This window comes from Rhodopseudomonas palustris, from assembly GCF_003226555.1.
GTDB classification, from domain to species: Bacteria; Pseudomonadota; Alphaproteobacteria; order Rhizobiales; family Xanthobacteraceae; genus Rhodopseudomonas; species Rhodopseudomonas palustris_I.
Genome location: NZ_QKQS01000010.1, coordinates 1 through 15,022, shown reverse-complemented (window position 1 = coordinate 15,022; position 15,022 = coordinate 1). Strand labels below are relative to the sequence as shown.

Sequence of the window (15,022 nt, the reverse complement as noted above, 5' to 3'; positions counted from 1 at the left end):
TCAATGAGCGAACCAGTTGAGATCTGGGAGATCGGCTTCGAAGATGCCGCAGCGGTGGATTGGCAGGTCCTGGACCGGCGCGAGACGGCCGCAGCAGATGCGTTCATCCATGCTGACGATCGCTATCGCTATGGCTTGATTCACACGGCTTTGCGTCTGCGTCTTTCCGAGCTCCTGGATATCGTTCCCGGGGCAGTCCCGATCACCGTGGGCCCTCACGGCCGGCCGTTCGTTGCCGACCGCTCGGCAGAGATCGATTTCAATCTTTCACATAGCCGGCGGACCGGACTGATCGCCATCTCGAGAGCCGGGGCCGTGGGAGTCGATGTCGAGGACCGCGACGACACAGCGGACTACTCCGACATGATCGATACCATCTTTGAGCCACACGAGGCCGCTTGCTTGCATCGCTTGGAAAGATCTGTCCGCAATGACCTTTTCCTTCGCGGATGGACCCGCAAGGAGGCGGTCGCGAAGGCTGTCGGAACAGGCTTTCTGCTCGATCCCAAGCTGTTTCGTGTGCCGCTTGATGATTGTGGCAGTTGGAGTGTGTCGGTGCGCAGCGCTGTGACTCCTAGGCTCGCTTTGATCGACCTGAGCTCGGATGCAAGGGCCGCCGCTGTTGCCGGCGCGGGGCTACAGAGCCGCCCCCGCGTGCGCAGGTTTCGTTTCGAGCGGCCCATCCGCGCGCGTTCGGGCACAACGCGCTCGTTCTAGAGCGAGGTCGATGAGTTCGGGTGAACGGCTGCGCTGATGCTGAGCGCGGGCTTGGACCTGTCCCCAGCATATCCCTTCTCATCGTCCTGCTGTCTCGTAGGCCGCCGTCTCGGATGCTGTCGATGCTCGTCCCACGTTCACAAACTTTGGTTAACCTTTGGCGCTCATTGTCACGGCATTGGGCGGAGGGGGCAATGAAGAGCTCTGGAATTTCATTCTCCGAAGTTCGCGAATCGGCTTACGGAAGTGCGGAACACGATGCCGGCCTGCCATCGGGCCCGCGGGCGGAGCTCCGGTATTCATCTCCGTGGCCGTGGGTTGGCGCGGTGTTCATCAGCTCTGGACTGTGGGCCGGTATTGGCTGGCTGATTTTCGCCAAGTGAAGAGCGCTCTCGAGCCGTGAAGGGCGTGGCCTGATATCAACTCCAACATTCGAACGTCGAGCAGCTTCCGAAAGTTGAAGGGGTGGGTGGTCGGTCGCGTTACGATTCCGAAAGGAGCGGCGCACGATACTGATGGGATCGAGGGGGAGCACCGATGCGGATCATCCGGATACTGTCAGTTGCCGCCGTCCTGATTGCAGCAGATCAGACAGCCTGGGCTAGCGAAGCCTATGTCAGCCAGCCCGTCAGCGGGACGACACAGCAGGCGCCAAGTGGGTCGGCGCGAACGACGGCTGTTCCGGTGACGATCGAAAGCGCGGCGCGCTTGATGAGGGCTGCCGCGGCGATGCCTGATCCTGGTACCGCTAACGTGTCGATGGTCGCTCAGTCTGGTACCTTGAACTCGGCTGTCTTGGCGCAGGTTGGCGGTGGGAACTCGTCCTACATCATCCAGCAAGGATTCCAGAACAGCGCCATCGTCAGCCAGCGCCGGTAGCTTCGAAAAGGCGAAGCGGTATCGATCGGGCAGCGTGCGCTGGCCGACCGAAGGCTTCGCCATTTGAGATCAACGGTGCTAAGGACGATGACCGAGAGAGTCGTCCGAAGGCGGACGATCTCCCATCGCGAAGGGAGAAGCAGATGTCATATCCGGCCATGCTATTGGCGGTGATGAGCGTCGGTGGTCTCGTTTCGGCTGGCGACGTCGCAAGGTCGCCCTCGGCAGATCAGACGGGGACATTCAGGCTCGCCAGCGAAGTCTATGTTCAGCAGCCGCGCGGCATGCTGCCGCCGCTGGCGACTCGGGAGGGGCAGGTCCCCAAACTCTCGCCGGAGAGCGGATTGGTTGCTCCGAAATCAGCGGCGGGCGAACAGAAGCCGGACGCGACGAAACCGAAAGGGGCGCCTGAATTAGGCGGAGCGCTTGCGCCGGCCGGAGCAAGCAGCGGACAAGTGTCTTGCGATCCGAGCAATGCGTCGTCGCAAGCCTGCTATAGCGCCACCCAGCAAGCGAGACCGCCCACCCGCTGAGATCGTCCGGGCGAACTCTGGGCTGCTGTCAGGCCATACTGCAAAGATTGCAGCCGAATGTGAGAGTAGGCAGATCGACTGAACGATGTCGCCGCCACGTCGAGTTCGGACAATCGACGCCACTGCACCATGTGTAGCAACTTTGGTCACATCGCGTCAGGCCTTGGCCGATATTCAAGAATGCTGGAGCCGCGGCGATGCCGGTCCCGCAGATCACATTGCGGCTGGAGCTACCGGAACAGCCGCTTTCTTCTGAAGCTCGAGCTCGCGCATGAAGGCGGCGCCGGCAGGACGGTCCTTGAAGCTCCAGAGATCCTTCTTCACACCCTCGAAAATCAGCGAATAGACGGCAAGCTGAATGCCTTCGCGCACAGCGAGGGTGGTCGGAGAGTTTTTGGTGAAGCCCGCGTCGGCCTGCAGCAGGCTGTCGATCGCGACATACTTGAAGCCAGTGCCGCTGATGTTCACCGAGTAGATGATCTTTGTCGTCGTCACGGCGGCAAGGACACGGCCAGTCTGAACGCTTACGGCACGCAAGGAAACCGTGACGATATCCTGCCGATACTGGGCGTTCCCGCCGATGCCGAGATAGTTCGCACCGATTCCGCCCGTAGTTTCGTTGGTGTCGTATCCAACAATCCCGCCCTCGAGCAACACGCCGGCGAATCGCAGCGGCGGCAGGCTTTGGGCCTTGTCGCCCTGCAGAGCCGAACGCGTATTCTGGATGATCTGGCGTTCCTGAAGCAGCGGCTGCAGATCCGCACGTTCTGCGACGTCGAACCAGTGTCCGCCGCCGGCGGTCAGCAGCACATCGGTGAGAATTGAGCTGCCGCCCTGCGTGACAGCGCGCGAGAATTCCGCGAAGTTGTCGTTCGATTTGTTCTGACCGGTGAGGTCCGGAAAATTGTAGACGGCGACGTCGAGCTTCTTGGTCGGAGGAGGAAGCTGCTCGAGAACGATCCCCGTCTTGGTCGACGCAACGAGAGTCGCCGGCGGCGTCACCGGATCCTTATCTGTTCCGGTGATAGCGCATCCACCCAAGGACACAGCCAGCAATACACACGCCAAAGACCCGGCTCTGCTATCCATCGCAGCCGCCCCCCGTTCAGCAATCTTAATAGTGACCAAGCAATGTTTCTGCTCGGTTACGGGCTGGTCGAAGCGGTGGTCGGCGTGCCGCCGATCACGATCACGGACGAACCGCTGCCGATATTGCTGAGCGCCGAGCTCAAGCCCGACAGGTCGGGCGTGTTATTGCTGCCGGACTTTGTTCCCATGCCTTGGGCCTGGGCCGTGCTGAGAAGGAAGTTTCCGTTGAGCGGATTGCCGTTGAAGGTCGGGCTGACCGGGCGATAGATCTGTTCGGTCGCGAGGCTGGGCGCTGTGAGAATCACCAACGCAGCAGCGGCTAGCAGAAATTTCGACGTCATCCTATCCTCCTAAAAGCTACAAACAATTCGTCTCAACGTCTGATCGGCAAACCTCCGATCACTAATGCGCCGTTCGGCAATCGGCCAATGAGTACGTTCAGCGGCGCAGCCCCATTTCCTTGAAGAACGCCGACTGACGTTCCCGAAGTACCTAGTAACACAAGATTGGATCGAAGGTTGTTGCCGGCCTGCAACACGCCCACCGCATTGTGATTGCCGCCGATGATACCGACATTGGAGACGTTGCCGTAGCCGCTCTGGGCCTGAAAAACCGTGTTGTAGGAGCCGATCTGCAGAGTGCTTGCGTAGTTTCCGCCTGTTATTCGCGGCGCAGCAAGTTCCGGCAGAGACGGTGTTTGTCGGTTGCCGTTGGCGGAGAATCCGGTTGCGTGGTTGATGCCGAGCGAGGCGGGTGCAGGGCCGATCACCGGACTTCCGAGGTTGCCGGTGGCTTGGGAAATATAGGCTGTCTCTGCGCGCGCGATCGTCGCGTCTCCAAGGCCCGCGGCTGCGACGGTCAGCACGACCGCTGTCGCGGAGAACCGCGATTTCATGGTGAAACACATGATACGCTCCCTTGATTAGATCTTATCGCGAGTTCGGCCCGAAACTTCGCTGAGGGCGACTGATCGATGATGACGCTGGTCAGTATTCGGTCCGCGGGGCCGGTCAGTTCGAAAATTCCGCTCTGAGCGGAATGGCTCGCGCCGCTTGTCGAGTCCTTGAAGACATTCAGCTGATATTCGCCCGTTGCGGCATTTTGGGCGTGAAGGATTGCGTCGATCCGCAGCAGGTTTCCGTTCGGCGTATTTCGGATCTCGCATTCGATTGCCATCGTCTTGCTCGCATCGGCGTCAAGCGACCAAATCAAAATCAGCAGCAGCACCGCGCTGCGTTCGGCGAAAGTCTTGAAATGTCGTGACGCGACCAACATCGAAATAACGGCTCTGGAAACGTGTGAAGTGATCCAAACTAATCGCCGCTGCGCGGTGGTGAATGTGAAGCTCGTCTCGGTTCGGGCTGTACGGAAACGCGATCGTGCAAATCCGCTGATTTCAGAAATCGTGGATAGTTAAGCTCGGTTCAATCGGCTCCACAAGAGTCGACGTGGAGTTGAATTAATTCGTCATCGCTGGGCCGACTGTGTCGGCCAAAAGAGCGAGAAAGTCACGCTATTTCGATGTTCTTTGCACCAAATCCGCCGGTTGTCCGGTCGTGTTGGCATATGAGTCAACGTTGAGTGAGGCGCGGTTCCGTCGCGTGTTGACTTGTATGTCAACGCTCGAGAACACCGCGGACGATTAGCGTCGTGATCGCTCAAAAACCGTCATGCAAGAGACTTGTTAGTTGGGACTCCGCTTCGCAGCAGAGTTGATTGTTAAAGTAAATAATCGGTTTACGGTTGTCCGAATAGTTAAGTTGGAGTTAAATCGATTTTGAGGGCGGCGATGGTCGTCGACCCCGCTTCGGATAACAGGGAATAAGTCATGAGAATGCTGACAACGTTGGCTGTCATGTTGGCCACGACGTCGCTGGCCTCTGCCGCGAGCAATGAGTCTTTCATCGTGCAGGCCGGGTCGAACAATCATGCGGTCGCCGGTCAGGCCGGTGGTAACAACAAGCAGGGCACCGTGCAGCTCGGCCGCCGCAACTCTGCGCTGACGGTGCAGAGCCAGGCCTCGTCGAAGCCCAACGAATCCGGCGTCCTGCAGATGGGTGTGCAGAACGGCGCCGTTGCGATGCAGACCGGCGGCAACAACAAGCAGGGCACCGTGCAGGGCGGCGTGCGCAACTTCGCCGTCACTTCGCAGAAGGGCAGCCAGAGCGCAGCCAACCCGAACGACTCGACGACCGCCCAGTTCGGCGCCTTCAACGGTTCGATCGTGAATCAGAAGGACGGCAACAACAAGCAGACCACGCTGCAGATCGGTGGCAGCAACTTTGCGGCGACCTCGCAGGATAACGCCGGCGCCAACAAGAACACCTCCTCGACTACCCAGCTCGGCGCCTTCAACAGCGCGCTGGTCGGTCAGACCGGCGGCAACAACAACCAGACCACTCTGAGCGTGGGAGTCGGCAACTTCGCCGTCACCAGCCAGTCCGGCGCGGCCGGCCGTGCCAACGAGTCGTCGACCCTGCAGTTCGGCAGCTTCAACCGGTCGTTCGCCGGCCAGGCCGGCGGCGGCAACGATCAGGGCACGCTGCAGTTCGGCTACGGCAACCTGTCGGCGACCGGCCAGATGGCGAACGCGCAGGGCGGCATCAACTCGGCGCTCACCACCCAGATGGGCATCGGCAACAAGGCGATGACCCTGCAGAGCACCAAGGGCTCGCCGAGCTTCGCGGCGAACGATGGCTCGCTCAGCGGTAGCATCAAGACGACTGAGAAGTATGCGACGCTCAAGTCGTCGTTCCCCTATTACCAGGTCAATCAGCCAGGAGCGACCAGCTACGGCCCGGTCGCCTTCCCGTACACGGCTCCCGCGGTTTATGGTGGCGTGAATGCCGCGAGCACCCTGCAGGTGGGTAAGGGCAACTCCGCCTTGACAGTCCAGAATTCGGAAGGCGCACGTACTGGTGCCACGCTTTCGACGAGCTTCTCGCTGCCTGTCGGCGCGGCGGTGAAGTCCACGTTCTTGGGCTATGTACCCGATCCGTCGAAGCCGCTGGTCAACGGAACCGTCACCGGGACCGCTGAACTTCCCCAGGCAGTCGCTCTGAAGGGCGTCAACAACAATGCGGCGACCATCCAGGTCGGCAAGAAGAATGCCGCGATCACCATGCAGGACGGCGTCAACCTGCTGCCGGTGTCGAACGACTCGCTAGTGGCGCAGTTCGGCGAGAAGAACGGTGCGCTGGTCAGCCAGCAGAACGGCCTGAACGGCCAGGCGACCATTCAGCTCGGTGACCGCAACAGCGCCGTCACCCTGCAGAAGAACGCCCCGCTGTCCGGCACCGTCAATGCGGCGGCGACCATCCAGGCGGGCTCGAAGAACCGCGCCTTCACCAACCAGATCGCCAATCCGCTCAACGTCGGTGCCAACGGTTCGCTGATCGCCCAGTTCGGCAACAGCAATACCGCGATCGCCGCCCAGAGCACCGGTATGCAGCCGATGATCGGCGCTCTGAGCATGAACACGCAGGCGACCGTCCAGGTTGGCACGGGCAACTACGCCGTGACCGCCCAGAACAGCGCGACCGTGACCAACACGTCGGTGACGGCGCAGTTCGGCTCGCACAACGTCGCGTTCACCTCGCAGCACTAACATGCGTTCGGACGGCGGGACCTCGGTCCCGCCGTCTTCTTTTTGGTGGGCCTGCTGAGGATCGCGTCCCCATCGGCCACAGGCAAGATTCCGAAGAAGTTGCTCAGGAAGCGACCTGTGCTGAGCGCTAAAGTCCTTGAAAGGTTCGTCAGATATTCGGTTCCAATGAACCCTAAGGCGGCCAAAACATACTAAATCTCAGGGCCGGGGATGGGGCTGCTCTTAGGGATGGATATTCGGCAACACTCCGCGTCTATTCATTCAGCAAGCCAACAAAAAGGGGCTGTTAACCCGGCTGCTTTGGTGCAGAATGAAATCTACTTGCAAGTGATTGGACGGCGCGACGTTGTATTGAGGATCGCGGCTGGGTAGGAGGTTCCGCAGTGACGTCTTATCATTTTGATATCGGCGGTCGTGCGCAGAAGGCAGGACGATTTATTGCCCGCGTACGAGACGAATTGCTCAAGGTGCTTTCGGAAAAGAAGAGGGACGGCCTGACCCAACAGGCAATCGCCAAGCGCCTCGGTGTCAATCGCTCGGTGATCAATCGCCAATTGTCCGGCGAAAGCAATCTCACCTTACGCAGTCTGGCCGATCTTGCCTGGGCCATGGATATGGAGCTGTCGTTCGAGCTCCGACCGCCGGAGCGTCACCCCGGCCAGAACGAACCTGTGACGACCTCGACGCTCAGCTACGGACAGATCAAGGTCGTGAATATCCGCTCGTTGAAGAACGACCGGCTTCCGGATCAATGTGCTCGCAATTTGAACTTCCAGAGCTTCTCGGGAGCTGCGGAGTAGGGACCTTGTCGCCCTTCGAGCGCGGTCGCAGCCGTTCAGGAGCGCCTGAGCGGTGCTGCTGCCGGACGTTTGGCTTCGGTTTGTCCGGGTTTTCCTGTCAGCTGCTAGGCGATTGCCACGAGAACGGCCCGTCGTGCCGTGAGGCGAGCCCGTGTCCGCCAGAGCGGCTCTGTCTTTGATGGAATCAAGAGCGCGCCTCTGGAGGTTCACCACAGGCAGGACCGCAGGGACGGAGGCGCGAAACGCCGTCTCGAACCATGCGCCGCAGGCGATGCGACTCCTCTTCCTTCGAGACGTCCGGTTTGCCGGCCTCCTCGAGGATCAGGACCCAGTGCTCTTTTCGGGAAGGGCCAAGTCCGCTTCGATCAATGAATCGCTCTAATCGTTTCGTCGGTCGAGCCGGCGTCCATGTCCGGCACATCCGTGTACCTGGGCCGCTTCTGAGGGCTGGCGCGAAGGCCGAAGTTTGGCCGGAGCGTTTTGTAGTCGCCGGGACATCTTAGTTGATGAACGCGGGCCCTTCCTCGAGCGCGACCGGAGGCGTTGTCTCCGACGAGACCGAGAGCGATCCGAGATGAAGTTCGGTCGGGCTGTCGTTGATGACCGCACGCACATGGATCATTCCCGGCGATTTGATTTCGCAAGGTGAAAATATCAGACTCGCCGCAACCACGATGAAGGGCATCATTGGCTGATCTTTCGGCAGGCTGGTCAGAAGATTGATCTGGTCCTGTAGTGCAGGTACTTCGATCGTCTCCTCGGCGATCGGCTTGTCTTCGCCTGGGAGATAGCAACGGACCCGAAGAGATCTGTAAGGCTGGTCGGCGGGCGAGAACACGTTGAAGTGCACACACAGCTTGGGCAGCGACAGAGGAAACTCGTTCTTCACGAACATCGCGGAGTTGTAGCAACCGATAAAGCTGAGTTTTCCGCCTGCTTCAGTGCGAATGTCGTCGCAGAAGATGCAATAACCATATCGTTCCATTGGATCTCGCTTAAAATAAAGGGGGTACAAAAGGCATTCGGGCCTAAAGGCCGACTTGAGCCAGCTGTCTCAGTCGGCGCGTCGGGCCTGATCGAGCATGTTAGTGCGTGTCGTCCGAAGGCCGGGATCAAAAAATCGTCTGGGAGCGACGGCAGATCGCTCCAAACGGACGCCCATCGCCTCGGTCCGAAACCGACCCGGAGCGGTCGAGGCCAGTTTCCGCGCGGCCGACGTCTTGTGATCGGCGAGCGACCACTCCGCTCCGTTGGGCCGGCTGACTAATCGGGAAGTCGCCAGATGATCGCGGGTCGGTGAGGCGCCGGAAGCGGCCGCAGTGGCCTGAGTGCAGTCAGTATAAGAGGTCGGAAAACGCGTAGTAACTGTGGAATGGCAGCCAGGTTCACATTGAAATGACGTCATCGGGCGAACTCCCTGTGACACACAGGGTCGAATCTATACCCATTTCTCGCCGAATTCGACGAACTGATGTGCGGTAACCTTTATATAAATTGTGATCTTTCACGTGATCGGTCCAGTCGCCGAACACCGCAACGAAACAGTCCTTGCGCAAGAACCAACCGAAGATGCGCACGTCGGGGGTCTTGAGTTCCCACACCGCGCTTTGCTCAACGCGTATCATTCGGAATTGCCGGACATAAACCAATGGTTGTCCGGCGATGTAGGCGTAGAACAGCGCATCGACCTGTTCGGCTGGGGTCGCCTCTCCGAGCCGCTGTTCAGGCTCCGCGCCGCCCAGCAGGTTCTCCAACCATTCGATGAAATTTGGGGTGCCGTACAGCAGCCGGGCCGGCTGCTCGCCCGCTCCGAGGTCCACCTCGATCCGTCGTATCACCCCTTGCCGCAGCAGATCCTCGATCGTCACGTGTCCCCGCGCGCTCCCCTTACGATCAGACTCTGTCGCTCCGTAGTGCCCGCTAGCCTACAGCAGGCTTCTACAGAACTGCCGGGATCCCCACCGGCAGCCTGACCAAATTCCCCTGCAAATTCGGTCACGTCGTGGCCGAGCTTTGCGATTTCCGCTCTCGTCCAGCGCCCCTGCGATCGACGCGCATCGTCCAACAGCGCCGGCGATAGTTCAAGACGTTTTACACCTTTTGGTTGTGCAGGTGCGTCTTGCGCTTCATTCACTGCGGCGTTCGCCGATCGTTGTCCCACTCATTTCCAACGCTCGGAAAGCACTCTAGGGCGCCGAGACCATTGTGCGAGGTCAAGTTCGGCGAGGGCAGGGCGGGCGTGCCGCCATCCACATTGGAAGGGGCATGCAGTTAATAAATACCTTCGGGATCAGCTAAAGATTTCAGAATCCCGTTACCGGCTAGCCGGCTCCGTAGTCGACAATCTGGACGGCCGACGAACGGCTCCTCGCCGCCTGCGAAGGAGACGAGCGCCAGTCTGCTCGCCGCCATGCCAAGGTGGCTTGAACAGCCTGCGCGTCGGGGGAAGGCATCTTTCGCCCGGCTGCAGCTCACGGGCTCCGGCAACGACCGGCCGCAGCTCAGCTCTTGAAGCGCGATCAGGTCGATCAAGAGCAGCCTGCCGCTATCGACTGGCCGTGACGAGAAATCGAATCTCGGCAAAGGACTGAAGAAAGCGACTGCGCGTCGTCAACGCCGGACGATCGTTCGAACGACATCGTCGATCTTCGTTGCTCAATCGGAGTATCCGCGCCAATCTTGGTCAATGATGCAGAACAGTTGCGGATGATCGGCCGCGGCTGTCGAGTGAGAATCGAGATCGTGATGAGTCCGGACATGGCGCATCATTCTGATATACAATTCCACTGTCATTAGTTTGGACGAACAGAATGGCCGTTGGGCTCAACAGAATGCGCGTCGGGATCGGTTCTTCGACCGCAGTCGGTCTAAGAGCACTCGCGCGATTGCCTCATGGAACACGACTCATTCGCTTCATGGCGCGCCACCCTCTGATCGAACGATCGTTGAGGGGGCTGTTGTGTGTCTATCAACCGTTCCCGGACATTGAGACGGCGACCAAATACATCCGTAGGTTCATTCCGGCCGGTCACGAGCACTCCGATGTGGTGAGCCAGCTCAAGCAGTTCGCGGACGTTACGCGAGAGAGCGATTATCCTGTTCTGTTCTATTTGTGCGGCTACGCGTCAGGCCTGTCGACCGTTTTCGATCTCGGTGGCGGGATCGGGAATCTGTTCTACCCCTACGACCGCGAATTGCGGCTTCCGGCGACGCTGCGCTGGATGGTACACGATCTGCCCGACAAGGAAGAGATCGTGCTGCAGTTCGCGAAGTCGCGCAACGAACATCGGGTCGGGTTTTCTCGACGGATGGAAGATGCATCCGGGGTCGATCTGTTTATCGTTTCTGGGGCGCTGCATTATTTCGAAGACGAACTAGCGGTGATTCTCGGGCGGCTCGCCGAATTGCCGCGTCTGGCGGTCGTCAACCGGACGCCGTTCTCTCGGGCAGAGCCGATTGTGACGACGCAGGTGGGCGACGGCTATGTGCACGCCTGCAAGCTTCATAGCCTGGCGGGCACGATCGCGGGCATGGAAGCCATTGGATATCGGCTTATTGCGAAATGGCCGGTCCACGAGCGGGCAAGCCGAGTGCCGCTGCGGCCGGACCTGAATGATACGTACTGGGGCCTGTTTTTTGTGCTCGACGCGGATCGCCGTCCAAAGGATGCTTCTCAATAATTGTCGTTGCGTGCGCCGCTAATTCCGAGCGGAGCATGGATCATTTGGATATGGATCATTTCGATTCAGTCGCCCACGGCCCATCCGCCACCTTGAGAAGCTGCAGGCGAGTCGAGATAGACTGGATTCTGTTCGGATGAGTTGGTGAGCAGCGTGGTTTGTTGACATCTATGTCAACGAATCTCGTCGAGATAGCTAGCCGTGCTCCGAAGCTCGCGCGCGATCGGATCTTTCAGCAGCGTTTTCTCTGGGTTGATTAACTTTTTACTAATCAGTTTATTGCTCGCCGCCGCCAAAAGGTGTTCGATCGTCATTCTGGCGTGGGCGGTGAGCGGCCTGCATCTGGTTCATGGAGGGGTGAGCCATGCTCCGAGGATTGCTGTATTTCATTGCTGGTGTCGACCGGGAGCTGATCGCCCGCTGTCCGCCGACTGATCGAATTTGGGCCATGCAGATCGGCTTCTCGCTCTGCCTTTCGTTTCTGGTGGTGTTCGGCGTCTCTTACTATGCCCTGGGTTATATCGTCGGCTCGATGCCGCTTCGATCGTCCATCGCAGCGGTGATCGCGCTCACCGTGATGATGTTCGATCGAGCGTTGTTTCAGTCGGACTGGTTCGTGCAAGGCGCGTTCTGGTTTGACGACGATCAGTCGAACAAGGCCGGGGAGGGGCTGAGGCGTTCGGTTTGGCAGTTCGTACGCATCACGGCGCGCCTCGCCATCTCGCTGGGATTGGCCTGGGTCATCGCTCTGTTTCTCGAGCTTGCGCTGTTCTCAGATGCCATCTCGCAGAAGATCGATCGTGATCGGGTCGCCGGCAATCGCCCGGTCTACGAGCAGATCGACAAATATGCGTCGGGCCTCGATCGGGAGATCGCGGAAAGCCGCGCCCAACTGACCGCGATCGAGGAGCATCAGCGTGAATTTTTCGCGCAGGCGCCGCTTCCCCAGGTCAGTCCAACCGCTGCGGCCCCCGAGGCCGACACCGAGTTGAAGGCGCTGTCCGAGCGGGAAGAGCGCGTCCGTGGCGAGGTCGGGGAGCTCGAGGCGACGATCAGGGAGCAGTCCCTGGATATGAGTGCCGAGCAGTTCGGCGAAAAACTGCGCCCGACGAATAGTGGTCGGGCCGGCGCCGGACGACGCTATGAGTTCGCCAAGAAGCAGAAGGAGGCTGCTGAAACTCTGCTGCAGGCGCGCCAAGCGGAGCTGTCGGATCTCGTTGCGAGACGCGAGCGGGTAACGAACGACGCGGCCGCGCGCATCGCAGCGGATCTAGCGCGACGGGACGATCAGAGGCAGGATTTCGCAGCCAAGCGCGTTGCGATCCAGAAGCAGGTCGACACTGCACGTGCGAACCTGCAAGCCCTGGAAGGCCAACGCGAGGCCAAGGTCCAGCGCTATCGGGACCGTACGCTGGAAGGCGCCTTTGTGCAGCAAAGGAGGGACAGTAATGATCCGCTGGTGAGGCTGACGGCGTATCAAGCCCTGAAGAGTGATCCACAGGAGGGACAAGCGATCACGTTGTTCTCGTGGATGATCCGGCTGTTTGTGGTGTTTCTCGAGATCGTCCCGGTCGTCACCAAGATCTTCTTCTCGCCGCCGAGCATGTACGCGATCAATGTTCAGTCACAGATCAGATCCGCGCGGATCGCGGCGAGATCGATGACGTGGCGGCTGGCGGATGAAGAGCCGGAGCGCGGTCGAAGGAGCCGAGAGCTAGTTGCGCCAGCCGACACCAGCCAAGCAGACGTCCGGGTAACCCCGCTATTCCAGAGGTTCGAGCCACCAGAGGCGGCCCACGCTGCATCGAATCCTACGGCAAGAAGGCGGTGGGGACTGCCGTTACGGAAGGCGAAGGAAGAGGATCCTTCGCCGACCAATGAGAAGGCGATCGTCGCGACGATCCCGGTGCCGGCCGAGCTCAGTGACAAGACCGAGGTGCGGCTCGCCGATGAGGTTGCGGCTGAGCCTGTGGGGCCGGTGCACAGGAAGCCTGTGGTGGAGGAAGCCGTCGCTGCCAGCCAACCAGAGGAGGGCGAGCGCGTGGTAGTCGTCTACAATGGAGGAGGCGTGCGTGATGTCGGTGCCGCTTCGCTCGCTCCGGCCGAGACCGAGATCGCAGCGCCGCGTCGTGCCTGACACAGACGATTAGAGTTACGCCACTGGCTGAATCGTCCGGTCTGTTTGAGGTCGCATCTTAGGGTTGAGCGTGGTGCGATCTCTCAAACAGACGCGGCATAGGCTTGTGGCGTTCCTGAACCCAGCGGCGGTGAGGCCGTGAGGTTGACATGTTCGGTCATCCTGGAGGTGTGTTGACTCGACAATTCGTTGCAACCACAAAGAGATCGTAGCCGGAGTTGGGTGTGTTCGATGAACGGTGTCCGAAAGTCTGCGAATGATCCTCGGTGTGCCCCCCTGATCATGTGCGGCGGTGCCGGGACGCGGCTGTGGCCGGCGTCGCGGGAGGTGCTTCCGAAGCAGTTTCTGCCGCTGTTTGGGGCACGCTCGACGTTTCAGGAGACGCTTTTAAGGGTGTCGGATCCGGCACTGTTCGGGCGCCCGATCATCATCACCAACGCCGCCTATCGCTTTATGGTGCGCGACCAATTGGCCGAGATCGGGATCGGGGCAGACGTCCTGCTGGAGCCGGCCCGGCGCGACTCGGGCCCCGCGATCGTTGCGGGCGCGGTGTTCGCCGAACAGCGTGAGGCGGGAGCGATTGTGCTGGCGCTGGCGGCCGATCACATCGTGCAGAATAACGATGCTTTTGTTGCGGCCTGCCGTGAGGGATTGGCCGGCGTGGCCGAGGGCCGGATCGTAACCTTCGGGGTGAAGCCGGAACGTCCGGCGACCGAATACGGCTATATCTGTCCCGGCGACGCGATCGTCGGCAAGGTCCGCAATGTCGCCAAGTTCGTCGAGAAGCCGGACCTCGCCACCGCCGAAAGCTATGTCGAGTCGGGCTATCTGTGGAACAGCGGCAACTTCATGTTCCCTGCCGCAGCCTTGCTTGACGAGTACAATGCGGTCGATCCCGACAGCGTTGCCGCGATCACCGACGCTGTGACGTCGGCCGGCCGCGACCTTGGCTTCGTGACGCTGCCTGAAGCGTCGTTCGGCAAGGCCAGGCCGATCTCGATCGATTATGCGGTGATGGAGAAGACGACGCGGGCCGCGGTGGTGCCGGTCGACTGCGGCTGGTCGGACGTCGGATCCTGGCGTGCGGTGTGGGAGCTGTCTGCCAAGGACGGCGCCGGCAATGCCGCCCAGGGCCCCGCCGTCTTCGAAGATGCCCGCAACTGTCACGTGTCCAGCGACAACACCCTGGTCGCGCTTGAAGGCGTCGACGATCTGGTGGTGGTCGCAACCCAGGATGCCGTTCTGGTGTCGCGGCAGAAGGACGGCAATGGGCTGAAACGGCTGGTTGCGAAGATCAAGGCCGTGGCGCCCGAGGTCACCGACCACCACGCCCAGGTCCATCGTCCGTGGGGCTCCTACCGTTCGCTCGATTCCGGCGACCGGCATCAGGTCAAGCGCATCATCGTCAAGCCGGGCGAGCGGCTGTCGCTGCAGAAGCACCACCATCGCTCCGAGCACTGGATCGTGGTGCGCGGTACCGCTCAAGTCACGGTGGACGCCCTGGTCAAGACCATCCACGAGAACGAGTCGATCTACATTCCGATCGGCGCGACGCACCGGCTGGAGAACCCCGGCAAGAT

At 60.4% G+C, this 15,022-nt stretch carries 14 protein-coding genes; 7 read left to right on the top strand and 7 right to left on the bottom strand.

Annotated features, from left to right (window positions below; genetic code table 11):
* The first annotated feature begins 3 nt into the window (after window positions 1–3).
* Together DNX69_RS06330 and DNX69_RS06320 are read left to right on the top strand one after the other, a co-directional pair.
* A complete protein-coding gene (locus DNX69_RS06330; protein WP_110785177.1) occupies window positions 4–717 on the top strand; it encodes a 4'-phosphopantetheinyl transferase family protein in 714 nt (237 codons plus the stop codon).
* Window positions 718–1,254: 537 nt separating this feature from the next.
* Window positions 1,255–1,596, top strand: a complete 342-nt coding sequence (locus tag DNX69_RS06320; RefSeq protein WP_110785175.1) for a curlin repeat-containing protein — start codon at window positions 1,255–1,257, stop codon at window positions 1,594–1,596.
* A 746-nt stretch (window positions 1,597–2,342) separates the two neighbouring features.
* Here DNX69_RS06320 and DNX69_RS06310 read toward each other — a convergent pair.
* From DNX69_RS06310 to csgH, 4 genes are read right to left on the bottom strand one after another with little or no spacing between them, the layout of a single operon-like run.
* Complete coding sequence (locus DNX69_RS06310) at window positions 2,343–3,218, bottom strand: CsgG/HfaB family protein (RefSeq protein WP_110785173.1); 876 nt, start codon at window positions 3,216–3,218, stop codon at window positions 2,343–2,345.
* Between the two features lie 56 nt (window positions 3,219–3,274).
* Entirely contained in the window at window positions 3,275–3,559 is a 285-nt protein-coding gene (locus tag DNX69_RS06305) for a curli assembly protein CsgF (RefSeq protein ID WP_110785172.1), read from the bottom strand.
* Between the two features lie 32 nt (window positions 3,560–3,591).
* Entirely contained in the window at window positions 3,592–4,125 is a 534-nt protein-coding gene (locus DNX69_RS06300) for a hypothetical protein (RefSeq protein WP_110785171.1), read from the bottom strand.
* The gene (gene csgH, locus DNX69_RS06295; RefSeq protein WP_110785170.1) at window positions 4,110–4,493 is read right to left on the bottom strand and encodes a curli-like amyloid fiber formation chaperone CsgH; all 384 of its coding nucleotides are present in this window, start codon (window positions 4,491–4,493) and stop codon (window positions 4,110–4,112) included. Before csgH ends, DNX69_RS06300 begins: the two co-directional genes overlap by 16 nt.
* Window positions 4,494–5,046: 553 nt before the next feature.
* On the opposite strand from csgH, the gene DNX69_RS06290 reads away from it, so the two are divergent.
* Together DNX69_RS06290 and DNX69_RS06285 are read left to right on the top strand one after the other, a co-directional pair.
* A complete protein-coding gene (locus DNX69_RS06290) occupies window positions 5,047–6,825 on the top strand; it encodes a curlin (protein ID WP_110785169.1) in 1,779 nt (592 codons plus the stop codon).
* A 383-nt stretch (window positions 6,826–7,208) separates the two neighbouring features.
* Entirely contained in the window at window positions 7,209–7,625 is a 417-nt protein-coding gene (locus DNX69_RS06285) for a helix-turn-helix domain-containing protein (RefSeq protein WP_110785168.1), read from the top strand.
* Between the two features lie 499 nt (window positions 7,626–8,124).
* Here DNX69_RS06285 and DNX69_RS06280 read toward each other — a convergent pair whose 3' ends face one another.
* Both DNX69_RS06280 and DNX69_RS06275 read right to left on the bottom strand, forming a co-directional pair.
* Window positions 8,125–8,610: a hypothetical protein gene (locus DNX69_RS06280; RefSeq protein WP_110785167.1), complete on the bottom strand. Its 486-nt coding sequence runs from the start codon at window positions 8,608–8,610 to the stop codon at window positions 8,125–8,127.
* 400 nt (window positions 8,611–9,010) lie between these two features.
* The gene (locus DNX69_RS06275) at window positions 9,011–9,493 is read right to left on the bottom strand and encodes a hypothetical protein (RefSeq protein WP_110785166.1); all 483 of its coding nucleotides are present in this window, start codon (window positions 9,491–9,493) and stop codon (window positions 9,011–9,013) included.
* Window positions 9,494–10,435: 942 nt separating this feature from the next.
* On the opposite strand from DNX69_RS06275, the gene DNX69_RS06270 reads away from it, so the two are divergent.
* The gene (locus tag DNX69_RS06270) at window positions 10,436–11,305 is read left to right on the top strand and encodes a TIGR04325 family methyltransferase (RefSeq protein WP_110785165.1); all 870 of its coding nucleotides are present in this window, start codon (window positions 10,436–10,438) and stop codon (window positions 11,303–11,305) included.
* A gap of 173 nt (window positions 11,306–11,478) precedes the next feature.
* On the opposite strand, the gene DNX69_RS26265 is transcribed toward DNX69_RS06270, so the two are convergent.
* Entirely contained in the window at window positions 11,479–11,619 is a 141-nt protein-coding gene (locus DNX69_RS26265; protein WP_165825197.1) for a hypothetical protein, read from the bottom strand.
* A 50-nt stretch (window positions 11,620–11,669) separates the two neighbouring features.
* Here DNX69_RS26265 and DNX69_RS06265 point away from each other — a divergent pair, with 50 nt between their 5' ends.
* Window positions 11,670–13,442, top strand: a complete 1,773-nt coding sequence (locus DNX69_RS06265; protein WP_110785164.1) for a DUF4407 domain-containing protein — start codon at window positions 11,670–11,672, stop codon at window positions 13,440–13,442.
* A gap of 231 nt (window positions 13,443–13,673) precedes the next feature.
* Window positions 13,674–15,022: mannose-1-phosphate guanylyltransferase/mannose-6-phosphate isomerase (locus tag DNX69_RS06260; protein WP_110785227.1), on the top strand; the 1,349-nt coding region annotated here is incomplete at its 3' end.

Bases quoted from the DNA above. Each gene is read 5' to 3' on its own strand.
- DNX69_RS06330 (WP_110785177.1), top strand. From the start codon at position 4: ATGAGCGAACCAGTTGAGATCTGGGAGATCGGCTTCGAAGATGCCGCA.
- DNX69_RS06320 (WP_110785175.1), top strand. From the start codon at position 1,255: ATGCGGATCATCCGGATACTGTCAGTTGCCGCCGTCCTGATTGCAGCA.
- DNX69_RS06310 (WP_110785173.1), bottom strand. From the start codon at position 3,218: ATGGATAGCAGAGCCGGGTCTTTGGCGTGTGTATTGCTGGCTGTGTCC.
- DNX69_RS06305 (WP_110785172.1), bottom strand. From the start codon at position 3,559: ATGACGTCGAAATTTCTGCTAGCCGCTGCTGCGTTGGTGATTCTCACA.
- DNX69_RS06300 (WP_110785171.1), bottom strand. From the start codon at position 4,125: ATGTGTTTCACCATGAAATCGCGGTTCTCCGCGACAGCGGTCGTGCTG.
- csgH (WP_110785170.1), bottom strand. From the start codon at position 4,493: ATGTTGGTCGCGTCACGACATTTCAAGACTTTCGCCGAACGCAGCGCG.
- DNX69_RS06290 (WP_110785169.1), top strand. From the start codon at position 5,047: ATGAGAATGCTGACAACGTTGGCTGTCATGTTGGCCACGACGTCGCTG.
- DNX69_RS06280 (WP_110785167.1), bottom strand. From the start codon at position 8,610: ATGGAACGATATGGTTATTGCATCTTCTGCGACGACATTCGCACTGAA.
- DNX69_RS06270 (WP_110785165.1), top strand. From the start codon at position 10,436: ATGGCCGTTGGGCTCAACAGAATGCGCGTCGGGATCGGTTCTTCGACC.
- DNX69_RS26265 (WP_165825197.1), bottom strand. From the start codon at position 11,619: ATGACGATCGAACACCTTTTGGCGGCGGCGAGCAATAAACTGATTAGT.
- DNX69_RS06265 (WP_110785164.1), top strand. From the start codon at position 11,670: ATGCTCCGAGGATTGCTGTATTTCATTGCTGGTGTCGACCGGGAGCTG.